Raw genomic sequence first — 15,963 nt, forward strand, 5'->3', positions numbered from 1 at the left:
ATATTATTTATCCTTTTTTATACATAATATGTAGTAGGAATATTAATCATTTGGAGGTAAATCTATGGTCGAGAAAATGTTATTAGCTACAGATAATTCCAAACAGGCGGAAAAAGCAGGGGGAGAAGCGATTTCAATGGCGAGTTTGGGCGGTACTATCATAGTTTTATATGTAATTGATGCAGATTACTTGAATGCATTACCACAGCAGGATTTAAGGGATCAGCTTAATGAAAACTTAAAAAAAGAGGGAAAAGAGGCTGTTGAAAAGTTTAAAAAAAGGATAGAAGAAGAACAGTGTGCAGGTACGTGTCCAAATGTTAATATTGTCACTATGATTAAAGAAGGCAGACCTGCTGATATCATAATTAAAACTGCCGAAGAGGAAGGTGTAGACCAGATAGTACTTGGAAAATCTGGTAAACACGGTATAGAAAAATTCTTGATTGGAAGCACCGCTGACAGAGTGGTGAGGAAAGCGAAGATCCCTGTCAATGTGGTCTCTTAATAAGCTGAAAATCGAGCATTAAGCTAAATTTATAAATTTTAATTTAATTTACTTTTTTAGTAGCTGTATAAAAAAACTTAAATTATTCAAATTTCTATTAAATCTATGCTTTCAGATATTTCAGAGTTCATACAGCAAAATTTCCTGTACACTCATCCAGGATATACCATTTTAAATACAGTAGTTTTTGGAATTATACTTGGAATTGCTGTTATACTAATTATAAAGATGTTTAAATACATTAAAAAGGATCCAAAAGATCTTTTCATCCCTTTAGTTCCATTCATATTCTTTGGATCAAGTGCAAGGGCACTTGTAGATAATGGAATTTATCCCCTTGTCCTGTGGCTTGTCACGCCAGGAATATATATTTTAACGGGTTTTGCAGCGATTGCCACGCTATTGATATCTGTTTATGTGGAAAAGAAAACTAAATTTGATTACAGGTACTTCATACTGATTGTGGGAACCATGTTATGTATTCCTAACATTTTAAGTATTAACCATCTAAATTGGGTTACATTTTTTGAGGTTGTTGGAACCTGGGCAGTGATGACTTCAATATTTGCACTTATAGGAAGAAAATGGACTCTTTTAAAGGATAAATTTAATTTAGGAATTCTTTCAGCCCATTTATTTGATGCATCAGCAACTTTTATTGCAATTGATTTTTACGGCTATGGGGAGCAGCATGTTCTTCCAACTGCACTTATGAATATTACTGGGACAGCAGCAGTGATGTTTCCTTTAAAAATAGGAGTTATATTGGCAGCTATTTATGTCATAGATGAATATATTGAAGATGATACCATTAAAAATATGTTAAAGCTGGCCATATTTATTTTGGGACTTGCACCTGGTCTCAGGGATTTCTTGAGTTTGAGTATAGGCACATGAATTTGGTTTTTAAAATGGACCCCACCCTATCTTTTTAAAATTGATTATTTTTTTATGAATTAGTATTAGCAGAACCAAACCAATAATATAAATGTTTAATTTAATTATATTAATGGGGAGTGATTAAATGGATTACGAGGGTGGCAGCGATAAAATAAATGATAAGAATAATGGTAAATTTCAAAAAGAGGGATATACTGAAGATAAAATTTTAAAATCTCCTGTAAATGGAGGGGGCAAGTTTAAGACATCTAAAGGAGCCATTCCTTTTACTCCGCCAGAAGATGTAAAGCTTTACCATTATAATATTAAAAAACCTTTTAAATCATTTAAAAAAATATATGCGCGTTCAGATAACTCTCTGGAGTCAGACGCAGCTATAAATGACATTAATGAAAAATTAAAAGAAAAAGCTTCGGATTTAGGTGCCAATGCTATAATTAATGTTGGTTATGAAAAAGGAATTTTGACTCTATTTCGAGGAATTAGAGGTATTGGACAAGCAGTTTACATAAAAGATCTGGAAAATATAGAAAAAACTTATCCTTCAGGAAATACTTTTCTATTGATTTATGGTTTCTTTTGGTTAATAATTGGATTATTAGACTTTTATAACTATTATAAACTTTTCCTTGTTCTAATTGGGCTTTCTATGATCATTTACTGTGTTTTTGCTCGGCGTGATTATATAACTAAAACTTTTTTACTGGCATTTTTAGGTATCATAGTTATCGGTGGATTAATAGGGGGCAATTATATTCTTAAAAATGGTATTCAATTATCCAGTTTTGGGTTTTATTTAGGCACAGGTGTTTTTACAGCCCTATTGATTAGCTTTGTTTATCCGTATCTTAGGAAACGATCTTAACATAGTTAAGGATGATAGGGGGGGGCATTATGTTCAACTTATGGAAGAGAATATAATTCCGATTAATATGTTGAAGCTGACTATATTTATTTTAGGAATGGCTCCGGGTCTCAGGGATTTCTTGAGTTTGAACATGCTTGTGTTTTGTAAATTGCAGAAGATCCATAAAAATTTAAAAGCAAATAATAAAAACAAAAAAATCAGTCAAATTTAAAAATCAAACTCAATTTATTGGTGTCAATATACCTAATAAAAGTTTCAGTAGATCCTAACTGTTCTCCAATTTCATCAATAGCTTCATTAGGAATTAACGTATGTGGTGAAACAGATAATTCAATTGTTATGTTGGGTTCCTCGTGATTAATTTTTATATAATGGTTTAATTCTAAAGAATGAGCTTCATTTATTTCAAGAACAATATTATCAACTTCATGTATTATATCAAGTTCTCTATCATTAATTTTTTGATTCATTTCTTTTAACCAGTCAATATCTTCTTTAAACGTAATATCGCCCCATTTATTTGTTAAAATATGCTGTTACATGATGATTCTATTTCCAATGATTTTAAATTTTTGCAAGGTTTTTTTCAATTTACTCAAATTTTGCATGATCTAATTCGTGAACTGCTGATGCCATGACTCTTCGTATGCTCATAAAATCTGGAGGGGAGATCATTTTTAATATCTGTTGTTGTCATACTTATTGTGTAAATTGTTTAAAGCAAAAGGTATAGATTGTACCTGAATAATTTACAAATTGCCAAACCAAAAGGAGAAATAATTTATGTATATAGAAAAAGTAAAAAACGAGATGAACCTGCCGGAAACGGTGAAAATATTTGACACAACGCTAAGAGACGGCGAACAAACACCAGGGGTTGCAATGACTGTAGATGAAAAGATACGAATTGCAAAAAAGCTTGATGAACTTGGTGTTAATGTAATAGAGGCTGGATTTCCTGTTTCATCAAGTGGTGAAGTAGAAGCAGCTGGTGAAATCCTTAAAATGGGGTTAAATGCCCATATTTGTGGTTTGGCAAGACCATTAAAAGGTGATCTGGACGCAGCAATTGATGCTGACGTGGATTACATACATACATTCATTGGTACATCTCCCCTTCACAGAGAATTCAAACTTAAAATGAGTAAGGAAGAAATTTTAAGTAAGTCTGTCGATGCAGTAGAATATATAAAAGATCATGGTATAATAGCTGAATTTTCAGCAGAAGATTCTACAAGAACAGAACTTGATTATTTAAAGGAAATTTATAATGCAGTTGAGGATGCAGGTGTGGACTGTATCAATGTTCCAGATACAGTAGGTGTTATGGTCCCAACTTCTATGAACTGGCTTATAAGAGAACTTAAATCTGAACTGAAAGTTCCAATTAGCGTGCACTGTCATAACGACTTTGGACTTGCAGTTGCAAATTCACTTGCCTCTGTGGAAGCTGGAGCTGATCAGGTTCATGCAACTATTAATGGATTAGGTGAACGTGCTGGAAATGCGTCCCTGGAAGAAGTTGTAATGGCTCTTATTACTCAATACGACTTAAAAATGAATATTAAAACTGAGGGTCTTGTAAACCTTTCAGAATTTGTTTCAAGAATTACAGGGGTTAAAATGCCTCCAAATAAAGCTATTGTGGGAGAAAATGCATTTGCTCATGAGGCAGGAATACATGTACATGGGGTGCTTGCAAAAGCGGAAACATACGAGCCAATAACTCCTGAAATGGTAGGCCACACAAGAAGGATCGTTTTAGGAAAACATACTGGTGCGAATGCTATAAAAGCAAAACTTAAAGAGTATGGAATAGACTTAGATAAGAACCAGTTTGATAAAGTATTTAATCAGGTTAAAGCGCTTGGAGATAAAGGTAAATGTGTCACTGACGCTGATTTAAGGGCTATAGCTGAAAGTATTCTGGGACGGGCAAAAGAAGAAATAGTAAAACTGGAAGGATTTTCAGTAATGACTGGAAACAGCGTACTGCCTACAGCTACAGTTAAACTCAGCATTAATGGAGAAAGTAAAACCGCTGCAAAAACAGGTGTAGGTCCGGTAGATGCTGCAATAAATGCTATTCAACGTGCTGTAAGTGAAACTGGAGATATAGAACTTCAGGAATATAACATAGAAGCTATAACTGGGGGAACTAATGCTCTTGCTGAGGTATTTGTTATAATGGGGGATAAAGAAGGTAACAAAGCAACTGGACGATCTACAACTGAAGATATTGTCATGGCAAGTGTTGAAGCAGTTCTGGATGCAATAAACAAAATACTGATCTTAAGATAACTCTGGTTTAAACCGTACCATTTATTTAAAGGATATTTAGATTGTATATGTTTTAAAATAGTAAGCAGTGCTGTTTTAACTCTTTTTTTATTTTCAAAACATTTATTTATTTAAAATATTAATATAATTGATTCTAAGCTGTAATAGCATAACTATTTATAGTGAATAACCAAATGCTCAGGATTATTGATCTATAAACAATGTATTTGAATGCTTTAAATTTTAAATTTAAATTTAATTACGGTCAAACTGAAAGTTTTGACGAATCGAAAATTTACGATTTTCGAATATATCCAAATTTATTAAGTTTAAAAGGTTATGTTATTCCTTATAAATTTTTATGAGTGTATTAAAGTGTTTAAATGATTAAAGTATTAATATGCGTAAATGCAAATGATAGATTAATATTGTAAAAGATAGAGGCATGTCAATGAGTAACGCAAGAATTCTGGTTGTTGAAGATGAAAGGATTACCGCAGAGGACCTAAAGGATGGCCTTAAAAGTTTAGGATATGAAGTACCTGCAGTGGTTCATTCGGGTGAAGACGCTGTTTGTAAAGCGACAGAGCTTCAGCCGGATCTTGTTCTTATGGACATTAAGCTTGAGGGTGAAATGGACGGTATAGAGGCTGCAGGAGAGATTAAAAAGCACTTTGATATACCGGTTATTTATTTGACTGCATATTCAGATGAAGATACTTTAGAGCGGGCAAGAAGGACAGAACCATCGGGTTATGTTCTTAAAGAACCTTCGGGATTTGTCCATAAGCCATTTAAAGAGAGTGAATTACATACTATCATTGAATTAACTCTTTACAGGCATAAAATGGAAAAAAACCATGATCAATGGCTTGAGGCGATGCTTGAAAGTGTAAATGAAGCTTTAATTGCCACAGATGAAAATGGAAAAATTAGATTTATGAACCATATTGCAGAAGACATTACTGGATGGATACGGGAAGAAGCTGTTAACCGAGATTTAGTTGATGTTTTTAAAGTTCAAAAGAGTGAATTTGACATTAGCGAATTAAGAGTTGATGTTAATGATTATTCCATAGATCGGATCATGTTAAACGATAAAAATGGGGCAAAAATTCCAGTTAGGGCCAATTTAAGTCATATTACTGATAATAAGGGAAATATAAATGGAATGACTTTAGTTTTCTGTAATTTAACATAATTATTTGAATTATAGGGGGTAAAATATGGCAGCCGCTCAAATTATGGTTGTTGAAGATGAGAGGATTACCGCAAAGGATATACAAAGTGCATTGGAAAGTGCGGGATATGGAGTTGCCGATTTAGTTTTTTCTGGTGAGGATGCAGTTCGTAAGGCAGGAGAGCTTCAGCCGGATCTTGTTCTTATGGACATTAAACTTGAGGGCGAAATGGACGGTATAGAGGCTGCAACACAAATCAGGGAACGTTATGATATCCCCGTAATTTATTTAACTGCATATTCAAGTGCAAGTATTGTGCAGAGAGCTAAAATGACGGAACCTGCAGGATATCTTCTTAAAGAACAGTTTGGCTTTCTTACCAAGCCTTTTGAAGAGAGTGAATTGAACACTACAATAGAAATAGCTCTTTACAACCATAAAATTGAAAAAAGACTTAGAAATCGTGAACAATGGCTTGCTGCAATACTTAAAAGTGTGAGTGATGCTGTAATAGCTACAGATTCTAAAGGTAGGATTAAATATATGAATCCTGTTGCTGAAGAGCTTACTGGATGGATACAGGAAGAAGCTATAGGTGAAGATCTAGATAAAATATTAAAAATTTTGAGTAAAGAATCTACAAACATTGAATCTGGGATTACTTCAACTGATTTCTTTGATAAAACGGTAATAAGAGCTAAAGATGGAACTAAATTACTTGTAGGTGGTAGTACTACTCCTATTAAAGATGAAAAAGGTAATTCTGATGGTTTAGTTGTGGTATTTAGAAAGTACAGGTTAAATTAGATATTAATTTTATTTTAAATATAGATAATAATTGTAAATAATCTGGAAAATATGGTTTGTAAAGGGGTTAATATGATCTTAAAGGATCTAAATCTCTGGATAAAACTAAAATAGATTTTAGATTGGCTATTATAATTAATGAACTAAAAAACGGAATAAAATAGTTCCCAATTAGTAATACTGGGTTGGCAATATTAATTCTGATAAAAATATTTAATTTAATTTTAAAGGCAATTTAAGAGATTTTTTGCTTAATATTGTATTATTAATGATTAGTATATCTAATTGGTGGCTGTAATTATTTTATTTTATTGATCCTCGAATTTAAAGTTGAGTATGCAAAACATAAACTATATATATTAATTAAGGAATTATAGTAATATTAGACCAAATTAACATGGTTATTCTTTGGAGGTAAAGTGATGTCAGAGGAAAATGTTGTATACATTGGAAATAAACCCGTAATGAACTATGTTTTAGCTGTCGTAACTCAAATGAACGGCGGAACTTCAGAAGTTATCTTAAAAGCACGTGGAAGGGCCATAAGTAGGGCGGTCGACGTCGCTGAAATCGTAAGAAACAGGTTCATATCGGATGTAGAACTCGGAACTATAGATATATGCACAGAAGAAATCATGAGCAACGAAGGCGCAGCAACAAACGTTTCAGCTATTGAAATACAGCTTACTAAATAATATTCTTGTTAGCTCCAAAAAAGAAACCAGATGGTTTCATTTTCTCTTTTAATTTTAGGTCTTTTTATCAAACTTATTTTAAAGTATAATGTTTTTTTTTAAAGATTAAGTATTCATTAATTTTAGGTTTATAAAATTAGTATTTAATTTTAGTTTATCATTTAAACATTTAATAATTTATTTGAATTTTACAAAAAAGTTAAAAATTTACTTATGATTATCCCTTGAGAATCAAGTTAAATAAAATAAGGAGGCGGTAATTGATGATTCTCTTAATTTTAAAAAGCTATATCTCCCACCCATCCATAAGCATAAAAAATTTAATCATCTTAAAAATAATAAAAAATAGGATGAAACTTTAAATTCCATCAACTATTTATTCTTTTTTACGACGTCCTCTTACAGACCTAAATGCTAAAAGTCCTACTATTACTACAATTACGATTGCACTAACGTAGTACAGGTAAACTGAAGTTGGCCCTGATTTTTTGTCGTAGTTAAGGGCGTACATGGAACCATCGGCAGCACCTACAAATATATCATCTCCATATATTATTGGGGTGCTGAATGCGGAATTAAAGAGGTAGTAACCTGGTGCATAACTCCAGTCTTCTTTACCGCTGTATTTATTTAATACATAGACGGTTCCGCTGTCTGAACCAACTACAATATTGTCTCCCATAAGTGCAGGGGTAGATTTTACGTTACCTACACTGACAGACCATTTCAATGTTCCGTCTCTCATATCGAGGGAAGTTATGTTTCCGTTATCAGATCCTACAAACAGACTGTTGTCATTTGGATCGAGGAGTGCTGATGATCTTACACTGTCATTAAAGTCATATGACCATTTTATTGACCCATCATTTGTGTTCAGTGCATAGAAATTACCATTGTCTGTTCCAATGTATAATGTACCGTTGTATATGGCTGGGGAAGATTTCACTGCATTTCCAGTGTCATAAGACCATAATTTGCTACCGTTTGTATTTACTGCGTATACTTTTCCATCATCTGACCCAAAGAATACGGTGTTATTGTAAACTGATGGTGATGATTTCACAGCATTTTCAGTTTGGAACTGCCATTTAAGATCACCATTATCAACATTTAGTGCATATAACCTCTGATCATCTGATCCAAAGTATATCGTTCCATTACTTACTGCTGGAGAGGACTCAATGGAGTTACCAGTTCGATATTTCCATACTGAATCTCCGTTTTTCTTATCCAGGGCATAGAAATAACTATCCATTGAACCGAAGTATACATTATCTCCTTTTACAACTGAAGAACCTGTTATATTTCCCTGTGTACTGTAATCCCAAACCTGGGTACCGTCATTCAAGTTCAGAGCATAAAATGTTCCATCTGTTGAACCGAAGTACATTAATTTGTCTGCAATTGAAGGGGAGGATAGTATGGATCCTCCTGTTTTAAACAGCCATGCTGCAGGAGTGAAATCTGATGATTCATTTAAGTAACCGGTATGATCCAGATTGTACTGGAACATCGGCCAATCGGCTGCTCCTACTGCGGACGCTATTGAAAGTGGACCTACTAAAAGACACATTATGGTAAGTCCGATGATTATATTCTTTTTCACGACCATTTTATCACTTCTTAATTGATTTTTTATTTATATATCCCTGTTAAATTTGGTAACTCCTAAGGCGAAGAACAGCGCTGTAAATCCTAACAGCACTGCTATATCTACCCATATTGCTCCAATACCTACTCCTTTTAACATTACTGCACGTAGTGCGTCATTTACGTAAGTTAATGGGAAGATGTAAGCAAGTTTCTGGAATATCCATGGCATTGTCTCAATTGGGTAGAATACTCCTGATACAAACATCATAGGCATTGTAATTGGCATTACCATCTGCATGTAATCTTCCTGTGTCGAAACTCTGGCGGATATCATAACTCCAAAACCTACAAAGCACAATGCTCCAAGTATTAGGACCAGAAGTGTAAGTATCATACTTCCCTTTATTACAATTCCAAACAGGACTATAGCCGCTGCAATTAATATTAAAGCCCTTACGATTTCTATGGATAATTTAGAGATTATTTTACCTCCAACAACAGTTGCAATACTTGTTGGTGTCATAAATAATCTTGCTAGTTCTCCTCTTTCTCTTTCACCGGCTAAAGCATCTCCCATTCCGAACATACAACCAAACAGGACGGTCATACCAATTACGGCAGGTACTAAGAAGTCAATGTACTTGACATCTCCGTACATTTTATTTATCTGAAGGTTGATTGAATCCATCACATCCTGGAAATCAATTCCCTGTGAAGCAGCTGCAACCTGGTTAGATTGAACCTGTATTGCTGAAGATGAGGTTAAGTTCATACCTTCTAGTTTTTGCACGCCCATTTTGTTGGATATTTGATTAAACAACTGCTGTGTAGCTGGAATAATTGCACTTGAGGCCATTTGGTCTGATGAATCAACATCAACTACCACGCTCTTGGGCTGCGTACTGCTCGTATCGTCATAATTTGCAGGCAGAATTATGGCGGCCTTAACCTGGCCGTTTTGAACCATCTCTTTTCCTTTATCTGGATCCGTTATTATATCCTTAACATCATACAGACTCATCCCCTTAATTGCATTAAGGGTTGCATCAGTTACCTGACCATGACTTTGTTCTACCACAACAACTGGAATATTTTCCAGTGTTCCACCCATACCGTAACCGAAAAGGGTTATCATAATTATGGGGAATAAAAGTATTGAAATTAACCGTGGTGGATGCCTCCATAAGACTAGTAGATCTTTTTTAAACATCCACATAATTTTCTTAGTTTCCACCATCATTTACACCTTGTTCTTGTTTCTTTTTAGAAGTAACTCTCATGAAAACATCTTCTAAGGAAGGATCTTTTGTGGCTATGGAAGTGATATTTCCGCCCTGCTCAATTATATCAGATATAACTTTACTTACAGCTTCATCTGAATCTTCTATATCCATAGTTATTCTTCCAGAAGCATGTTCTACTACATCGTGGACTATGGATAAATTATTGAGGGTATTAAGCATTTCTTCATTCTTATTGCTAATCATAACACTTAATTCTTTTAAATCAATGTTATTATTACTCATATTGCCTTTTATGTATTCAACTGCCTTTTTATCATCAGGATCGGTCTCTTCAAGGATTTTTTCCAGGGCTTCAGAAACATTTGAGTCAACTCTTGAGTTTTCTTCTTTAATTTCTTTAATCATGGTATCTTTAAGTCCTTGAGGAGTATCAAAAGCAGCAAGCTTCCCTTGGCTGACAATTCCCACGTCATCACAGAGTAGCTCTACTTCATACATATCGTGAGAACATAATATGATTGTATGTCCGTTAGAGTTCAGTTCTTCAACTAAATCCCATAAAACTCTTTTAGTTGTAGGATCTAAACCGATTGTAGGTTCGTCTAAGAATAATATTTCTGGCTGGTGTATTAAACTGGCTACTACGGAAGCCTTTTGTTTCATACCTCCTGAAAGCTGTTTTACAAGCTTATTTTCAGCGTATTTAATATCCACCATTTCCATGAGTTCATCAGCTCTGCTTATTTTTAGATCTTCTTGAAGACCATAAAAATCAGCACAGAGATGTATGTTTTCTTTAACTGTAAGGTCACCGTAGAGACTTACAAGTTGAGGAACCATTCCAATTTTCTGTCTAACTTCATTAGGATTTTTTAGGACGTCATAACCTGACACTTTTGCAGTTCCAGATGTTGGAAGGATTAAACATGTAAGCATTTTTATTGTGGTGGTCTTTCCGGCACCATTTGGACCTAAAAATCCGAAAATAGTCTTATCTCGGACTCTCATGTTCAGTGCATCGACAGCTAAAAAATCATTATTATACCTTTTTGTAAGGTCGAATGTTTCTATAGCGTATTTCATAAATATAACTCCTATTATTCATTATTATCTTCAACATCTATCATATCTTTAAAAAATTCCACCCAGAGACTTGATTTATTTTTTTTAGCAAATTTTCCCATTTTTCTGAATCTGGAAAGAGCTTCTTCACCTTCTGTGGTTATTTCATAGTATTTTACCCTTCGTTTTCCATGATGCTCCCATGATCCTTTTATCAAGTTATTTTTCTCTAGATCATGCAGTACCGGGTATATTTTGCTGGCACTGGGCATTTTAGTATTATATGGGGCGGTAGATTCATGAAATTTGGTCATTATTTCGTATCCATGCTGTCTTTTTTTGCTGATAAGCCACAGAATCATGGTATTACCAAAACCTCTCATTAACCCTCTAATAAGCTTTTTTTCGTAATTAGACATGCTATTTAATAGTTCTTTATGGGCTTTCATGCATTTAATTCTTTTTTCTTCATCTAAATTATTTTCTGGGCTAGATTCATTTGAATTATCCACATTGGGTGTTCCATCATCGTCCATCCATTTACCTCCTATACCTCATTTTATGATATATCCAAATTTGATATGTAAGAAAATAATATATCTATTTTCTATATAAAAGTTTTGGATATATCTAAAAAAATAATATGTTTAGGCTTACCTAAACTATTCCAAAAATACAGTATATCGATATGTGATATAAATTTTTTGGTAAGCCTAAAAAATCGAATTATAAAAATAGGTAACCAGTTAACAGATTATGTTATCTAAGAGGGATAACTGCCATGTTTTAATTTATTACATGGGATACAACAAGCAAAATATGATGATTCTAAACCTTAAATAAGCATTAAATTATTTAATTTGTAAATACAATATTAAATAATATAATGTGAATGATTATAGCAATTCAGAATATTACAACATTTAAAGATCTAAAGGAATTAATTTCAAAAATTGTATTTAGTATGGTTTTACCTAAGGGGGTTAGTTAAATGAAAATTGGATTTTCAACGCTGGCACTTTTTATGAATTCACTGGAACATTTTTTAGAAACAGCTGCAAATGACGGCTTTCAATTAATGGAAATGCTGTGTGAAGGCCCTTATTGGCCTAGAAACATGCTGCTCATGGACAAAAAGGAGTTTGAAATATTTAATTCTTATGATGTCTCTGTATTTTTACACGCACCTACTATAGATCTTAATCCTGCAAGTCTAAATCCAGGGATCAGGGAAGAAACGTTGAAGCAGCTTAATGAAACAGTTGATTTGGCTGTAAAAATTGGGGCAAAAGCTATTACAACACATCCCGGCATGATTAATAGGCTTGAAGATAGAATAAGGGAATGGGGAATGGTTTATTCAATCGAAACACTTCAAGAAGCTAATGATTACGCGGAAGATAGGGGCATTAAGTTTTCAGTTGAAAATATGCCTAATAGATATGCGTATTTCTGTAACAATGCTGAAGAGCATGAATTCTTTGTTAAAGAGAGTGGTTCTTATGCTACTGTAGATACTGGGCATGCAAATACATCTGATGATCCAGCATCTTTTTTTAAAATGAAAAAAACAATTTATTATCATTTAAATGATAACGACGGCAAAAAAGACCAGCATTTAGCACTTGGTGAGGGGACCTTTGACTTGTCACTGCTTAATGGGGTTAATAATGGTATTATAGAATTAAATAACTATAAAAATATTCTAAAAAGTAGGGATCTGCTTGTTTCATTGGACCAGAGCATTTCTGATGTAAATGCTAAATAATTAGGGCATTGAGTTGAATTTACTAGAAATAGAGATATGTTTGCTTGAAGGGAATATTTCTGCAGGATATAATATGATCTGAAGATATGGGAAAGATTATATCGAATGAAACATTTTTTAAAGTAGATGTGATTGTTCGGCGTAGAGCGTTTCTAAATAGGTTAGGTAAAGATTAAAATTTAGTTTAGTTGAATATAATCATGATTGAAGATTTTCAAATAATGATTTTCGTTTTTATCAAATCAGTATTCTCCCAATGTAAATTCAAAACAAATTTAAACTTTAAAGAATATATCAGAAGTTGAATAGGGATAATTAACGTTTTAAAATAATAATATTTATCAGGTGATACCATGGCAAGTGAAGTTTATTTTTCTGATTTTAGATCGAGAAGCAGCAGGGAAAATAAGGTAAGTAAAATAAAAAAGATTTTTAATGCTGCAGGGTTTGCTAATGTTTTAAATGAAAGTGATTTAACTGCAATTAAGCTTCATTTTGGAGAGAAGGGGAATGATTCTTATATAAATCCAGTTTTTGTAAGGCAAATCGTGGATAAAGTAAAACAAAATGGGGCCAAACCTTTTGTAACTGATACTAACACGCTTTATTTTGGACACAGACACAACTCCGTTGATCACCTCCAAACAGCGATACAGCACGGCTTTGGTTATGCAGTTCTGGATGCCCCTATTATAATTGCAGATGGAATTTTAGGAAATAATGAGACCAGAATTGAAATTAACAAGAAGCATTTTGAAGAAGTTAAAATTGCAGGGGACATCGAAAAATCAGACAGCATGATTGTAATGTCTCATTTTAAAGGTCATGGTATGAGCGCCTTTGGGGGAGCGATAAAAAACCTTGCTATGGGATGTGCTTCCGTATTTGGTAAAATAGAACAGCATGGATGTGCTAAACCAGTAGTAAAAGGGGAATGTACCGCTTGCGGTAAATGTATGTCTGTATGTCCTGAAGATGCAATATACATTGAAGACGGGAAGTCATTTATAGATTATGACAGGTGTATTGGATGTAATTTCTGTATTGAAGTATGCCCTGACTCAGTTATAGACCTTGATCTTGAGAGGATACCTGAATTTATTGAAAAAATGGTAGAATATGCATACGGTGCTGTTAAAAATAAACAGGACAAGGTATGCTACATTAATTTCCTTATGAATATCACTCCAGATTGTGATTGTGTCCCGTGGAGCGATGCCCCAATTGTTCCGGATATAGGAATTCTGGCATCATTTGATCCTGTTGCAATAGATGCTGCCAGTATTGATCTGGTAAATGAACAGTGTGGATTTGAAAACTCGCTTTTACACCACAACTTCCATAAAGGGGAAGATAAGTTTAAAGGAGTTTATGAGGGCATCGATGGGAAAATTCAGATTAAATATGGGGAAGAAATAGGACTAGGAAGTGCAGACTACAAGTTAATTAGGATATAATCAAAATGGAAATAGGAATCTGAAGTTAGTCGGCATGTTTTTATAAAAGATTCAAAAATTTAAACTATTTTAAAAAATTTTAAAGCAGGTGCAGCATGGCATATGGGAATAATGATGCATGGGAAACAACTGGCCGTATTGAGACCCTTGTAGATGGGATTTTTGCAATTGCATTGACTTTACTGGTTTTAAACCTTAGTATTCCTCAGTTAACAAATTCTATGTCTAATATTGCTGTTGAAGACTATTTAATTGGTTTGATACCGGATTTATTTACATATGCCCTGAGTTTTGTCATCCTGGCCATCTTCTGGAGAATAAACCACCAGCAGTTTTACAGGATCAAACGCGCTAACAATGTACTGCTGTGGATAACTGTTATATGGCTTCTATTTGTTGCTCTTGTGCCGTTTTCTACTTCTCTTATGGGCGGGTACGGTGAGACCCAGGCGGCTAATATATTTTTTAACATTAATTTACTTTTAATTGGGATATTTTCAGGGTTAATATGGTATTATGCAACAAAAAAAGATTTTATAGAAGAATTAAGCCGTGAGAAAATAATTGAGCTTAATAAATTAAATTTGATGCTGCCCATTGCGGCATTAATTGCAATTGGGGCATCTTTCATAATTCCTGCATTCAGTACCGTTACTTATCTGGCCATTCCTTTAATTAAAAGGATAATAAGGGCTTAGGTTTGCATTTTAATATAAAAATTAAAAAGGGTTTTAAACAGTTTATCAAGGATGGCATTTAAAATTTAAATAAAAAAGAGTTTAAACCGTGTAAAAAAGAATTTACCGGCTAATTTACACTTGGTTTACATTTAAAACGCTGCCGTTTGAAAGTAAAACTGTATCGTTGGGGATGTAATCAATTTCAATTATTGCACCATTTAACTGGCAGTCTATAACATGTCCTCCTGAATTTTTATCTCCACTTATGAAGTGGAAATGGTAATCGTTCAGGTTTACATCACTAGCATATGCCGGGCACCAGAACCCGACCATAGTTCCAGTAATATTGTTGAAATTGAAAATAGTTTGATTTTCCAAGGCGGTAGTTAGATCAGGATAAGGTTTGTTTTGTTTTGGTGGACTACGTGCTTTAACGCTGTTGAAGGTTCCAATTACCTTAATTGAATAGAACATATTTTTAGAAGGTACTGTGGCATTTAAAAGCTGTTCAAGCTGTGTTAGATTCATACTTGAATTTAAAATAAGTATTTTATCAGTTTTAAACTGCACTGTCATTGCAAAGGGGGTGTTTGCAGAATCATTCATAAGATAAACAGTTCCATTTGATTTTATCTGGTATACATTGTCGTTTAGTTCAATCATTTCTCCATCCAGGCCATTGAACGTCCCCATTCCAGTATTTCCATGTGTTCTTAACTCTCCTAGGGTCCAGTTCCCGTCAAAATTGCCTGCCGATAATGAATTAAGTGTTGATACCTGGAAAATAGAAGTATCACTCTTTATTTGTGGATAAGCACCATAAACTGCTCCTGTCCCTAAAACTAATATCATTAAAATTGCTGTAAATAGATAATATTTCTTTGCCATGGGAGTATGTTGTATTGAATGAATTATATATA

16 protein-coding genes are annotated in these 15,963 nt (G+C 33.7%); 10 read left to right on the forward strand and 6 right to left on the reverse strand.

All coding sequences use genetic code 11. From position 1 onward, the window contains the following. Positions 1-64 precede the first annotated feature (64 nt). The 3 genes from ASJ80_RS06295 to ASJ80_RS06305 all read left to right on the forward strand — a co-directional run bounded on the left by ASJ80_RS06295 (position 65) and on the right by ASJ80_RS06305 (position 2,273). Positions 65-508 (forward strand): universal stress protein, encoded by a 444-nt coding sequence (locus ASJ80_RS06295; protein WP_069585523.1) that lies wholly within the window; start codon positions 65-67, stop codon positions 506-508. A gap of 105 nt (positions 509-613) precedes the next feature. After that, the gene (locus ASJ80_RS06300; RefSeq protein ID WP_069585525.1) at positions 614-1,405 is read left to right on the forward strand and encodes a DUF63 family protein; all 792 of its coding nucleotides are present in this window, start codon (positions 614-616) and stop codon (positions 1,403-1,405) included. A 127-nt stretch (positions 1,406-1,532) separates the two neighbouring features. Beyond that, positions 1,533-2,273: a hypothetical protein gene (locus ASJ80_RS06305; protein WP_069585528.1), complete on the forward strand. Its 741-nt coding sequence runs from the start codon at positions 1,533-1,535 to the stop codon at positions 2,271-2,273. A 200-nt stretch (positions 2,274-2,473) separates the two neighbouring features. Here ASJ80_RS06305 and ASJ80_RS06315 read toward each other — a convergent pair whose 3' ends face one another. Further along, positions 2,474-2,746: a hypothetical protein gene (locus ASJ80_RS06315; protein WP_069585532.1), complete on the reverse strand. Its 273-nt coding sequence runs from the start codon at positions 2,744-2,746 to the stop codon at positions 2,474-2,476. 313 nt (positions 2,747-3,059) lie between these two features. Here ASJ80_RS06315 and ASJ80_RS06320 point away from each other — a divergent pair, with 313 nt between their 5' ends. From ASJ80_RS06320 to albA, 4 genes are all read left to right on the forward strand, one after another. After that, positions 3,060-4,577, forward strand: a complete 1,518-nt coding sequence (locus tag ASJ80_RS06320; protein WP_069585534.1) for a 2-isopropylmalate synthase — start codon at positions 3,060-3,062, stop codon at positions 4,575-4,577. Between the two features lie 430 nt (positions 4,578-5,007). Beyond that, a complete protein-coding gene (locus ASJ80_RS06325; protein WP_069585536.1) occupies positions 5,008-5,757 on the forward strand; it encodes a response regulator in 750 nt (249 codons plus the stop codon). 25 nt (positions 5,758-5,782) lie between these two features. Further along, complete coding sequence (locus tag ASJ80_RS06330) at positions 5,783-6,544, forward strand: ATP-binding response regulator (protein ID WP_069585542.1); 762 nt, start codon at positions 5,783-5,785, stop codon at positions 6,542-6,544. Positions 6,545-6,966: 422 nt separating this feature from the next. Continuing rightward, positions 6,967-7,239, forward strand: coding sequence for a DNA-binding protein Alba (albA, locus tag ASJ80_RS06335; RefSeq protein ID WP_069585544.1), 273 nt, complete (start codon positions 6,967-6,969; stop codon positions 7,237-7,239). A 376-nt stretch (positions 7,240-7,615) separates the two neighbouring features. Here the strand turns inward: albA and ASJ80_RS06340 are convergent, their stop codons facing one another. Genes ASJ80_RS06340 through ASJ80_RS06355 form a run of 4 tightly spaced genes read right to left on the reverse strand, consistent with a single transcriptional unit; the run spans position 7,616 to position 11,674 of the window. Continuing rightward, entirely contained in the window at positions 7,616-8,851 is a 1,236-nt protein-coding gene (locus ASJ80_RS06340; protein WP_069585546.1) for a beta-alanine-activating enzyme beta-propeller domain-containing protein, read from the reverse strand. Between the two features lie 27 nt (positions 8,852-8,878). After that, positions 8,879-10,069: an ABC transporter permease gene (locus ASJ80_RS06345; RefSeq protein WP_069585549.1), complete on the reverse strand. Its 1,191-nt coding sequence runs from the start codon at positions 10,067-10,069 to the stop codon at positions 8,879-8,881. After that, positions 10,056-11,159, reverse strand: coding sequence for an ATP-binding cassette domain-containing protein (locus ASJ80_RS06350; RefSeq protein ID WP_069585551.1), 1,104 nt, complete (start codon positions 11,157-11,159; stop codon positions 10,056-10,058). Before ASJ80_RS06350 ends, ASJ80_RS06345 begins: the two co-directional genes overlap by 14 nt. Before the next feature lie 14 nt (positions 11,160-11,173). Beyond that, entirely contained in the window at positions 11,174-11,674 is a 501-nt protein-coding gene (locus ASJ80_RS06355; RefSeq protein ID WP_245837510.1) for a PadR family transcriptional regulator, read from the reverse strand. Between the two features lie 455 nt (positions 11,675-12,129). On the opposite strand from ASJ80_RS06355, the gene ASJ80_RS06360 reads away from it, so the two are divergent. From ASJ80_RS06360 to ASJ80_RS06370, 3 genes are all read left to right on the forward strand, one after another. Next, positions 12,130-12,906, forward strand: coding sequence for a sugar phosphate isomerase/epimerase family protein (locus tag ASJ80_RS06360; protein ID WP_069585552.1), 777 nt, complete (start codon positions 12,130-12,132; stop codon positions 12,904-12,906). A 353-nt stretch (positions 12,907-13,259) separates the two neighbouring features. Beyond that, positions 13,260-14,363 (forward strand): DUF362 domain-containing protein, encoded by a 1,104-nt coding sequence (locus ASJ80_RS06365; RefSeq protein WP_069585553.1) that lies wholly within the window; start codon positions 13,260-13,262, stop codon positions 14,361-14,363. A 95-nt stretch (positions 14,364-14,458) separates the two neighbouring features. Then, positions 14,459-15,061, forward strand: a complete 603-nt coding sequence (locus ASJ80_RS06370) for a TMEM175 family protein (protein ID WP_069585554.1) — start codon at positions 14,459-14,461, stop codon at positions 15,059-15,061. A gap of 114 nt (positions 15,062-15,175) precedes the next feature. On the opposite strand, the gene budA is transcribed toward ASJ80_RS06370, so the two are convergent. Then, positions 15,176-15,895 (reverse strand): acetolactate decarboxylase, encoded by a 720-nt coding sequence (budA, locus tag ASJ80_RS06375; protein WP_176720328.1) that lies wholly within the window; start codon positions 15,893-15,895, stop codon positions 15,176-15,178. Positions 15,896-15,963 lie beyond the last annotated feature (68 nt).

This window comes from Methanobacterium bryantii, from assembly GCF_002287175.1.
GTDB classification, from domain to species: Archaea; Methanobacteriota; Methanobacteria; order Methanobacteriales; family Methanobacteriaceae; genus Methanobacterium_D; species Methanobacterium_D bryantii.

Bases quoted from the DNA above. Each gene is read 5' to 3' on its own strand.
- ASJ80_RS06330 (WP_069585542.1), top strand. From the start codon at position 5,783: ATGGCAGCCGCTCAAATTATGGTTGTTGAAGATGAGAGGATTACCGCA.
- albA (WP_069585544.1), top strand. From the start codon at position 6,967: ATGTCAGAGGAAAATGTTGTATACATTGGAAATAAACCCGTAATGAAC.
- ASJ80_RS06320 (WP_069585534.1), top strand. From the start codon at position 3,060: ATGTATATAGAAAAAGTAAAAAACGAGATGAACCTGCCGGAAACGGTG.
- ASJ80_RS06295 (WP_069585523.1), top strand. From the start codon at position 65: ATGGTCGAGAAAATGTTATTAGCTACAGATAATTCCAAACAGGCGGAA.
- ASJ80_RS06315 (WP_069585532.1), bottom strand. From the start codon at position 2,746: ATGAATCAAAAAATTAATGATAGAGAACTTGATATAATACATGAAGTT.
- ASJ80_RS06340 (WP_069585546.1), bottom strand. From the start codon at position 8,851: ATGGTCGTGAAAAAGAATATAATCATCGGACTTACCATAATGTGTCTT.
- ASJ80_RS06300 (WP_069585525.1), top strand. From the start codon at position 614: ATGCTTTCAGATATTTCAGAGTTCATACAGCAAAATTTCCTGTACACT.
- ASJ80_RS06345 (WP_069585549.1), bottom strand. From the start codon at position 10,069: ATGGTGGAAACTAAGAAAATTATGTGGATGTTTAAAAAAGATCTACTA.
- ASJ80_RS06360 (WP_069585552.1), top strand. From the start codon at position 12,130: ATGAAAATTGGATTTTCAACGCTGGCACTTTTTATGAATTCACTGGAA.
- ASJ80_RS06305 (WP_069585528.1), top strand. From the start codon at position 1,533: ATGGATTACGAGGGTGGCAGCGATAAAATAAATGATAAGAATAATGGT.
- budA (WP_176720328.1), bottom strand. From the start codon at position 15,895: ATGATATTAGTTTTAGGGACAGGAGCAGTTTATGGTGCTTATCCACAA.
- ASJ80_RS06365 (WP_069585553.1), top strand. From the start codon at position 13,260: ATGGCAAGTGAAGTTTATTTTTCTGATTTTAGATCGAGAAGCAGCAGG.
- ASJ80_RS06370 (WP_069585554.1), top strand. From the start codon at position 14,459: ATGGCATATGGGAATAATGATGCATGGGAAACAACTGGCCGTATTGAG.
- ASJ80_RS06325 (WP_069585536.1), top strand. From the start codon at position 5,008: ATGAGTAACGCAAGAATTCTGGTTGTTGAAGATGAAAGGATTACCGCA.
- ASJ80_RS06350 (WP_069585551.1), bottom strand. From the start codon at position 11,159: ATGAAATACGCTATAGAAACATTCGACCTTACAAAAAGGTATAATAAT.
- ASJ80_RS06355 (WP_245837510.1), bottom strand. From the start codon at position 11,674: ATGGACGATGATGGAACACCCAATGTGGATAATTCAAATGAATCTAGC.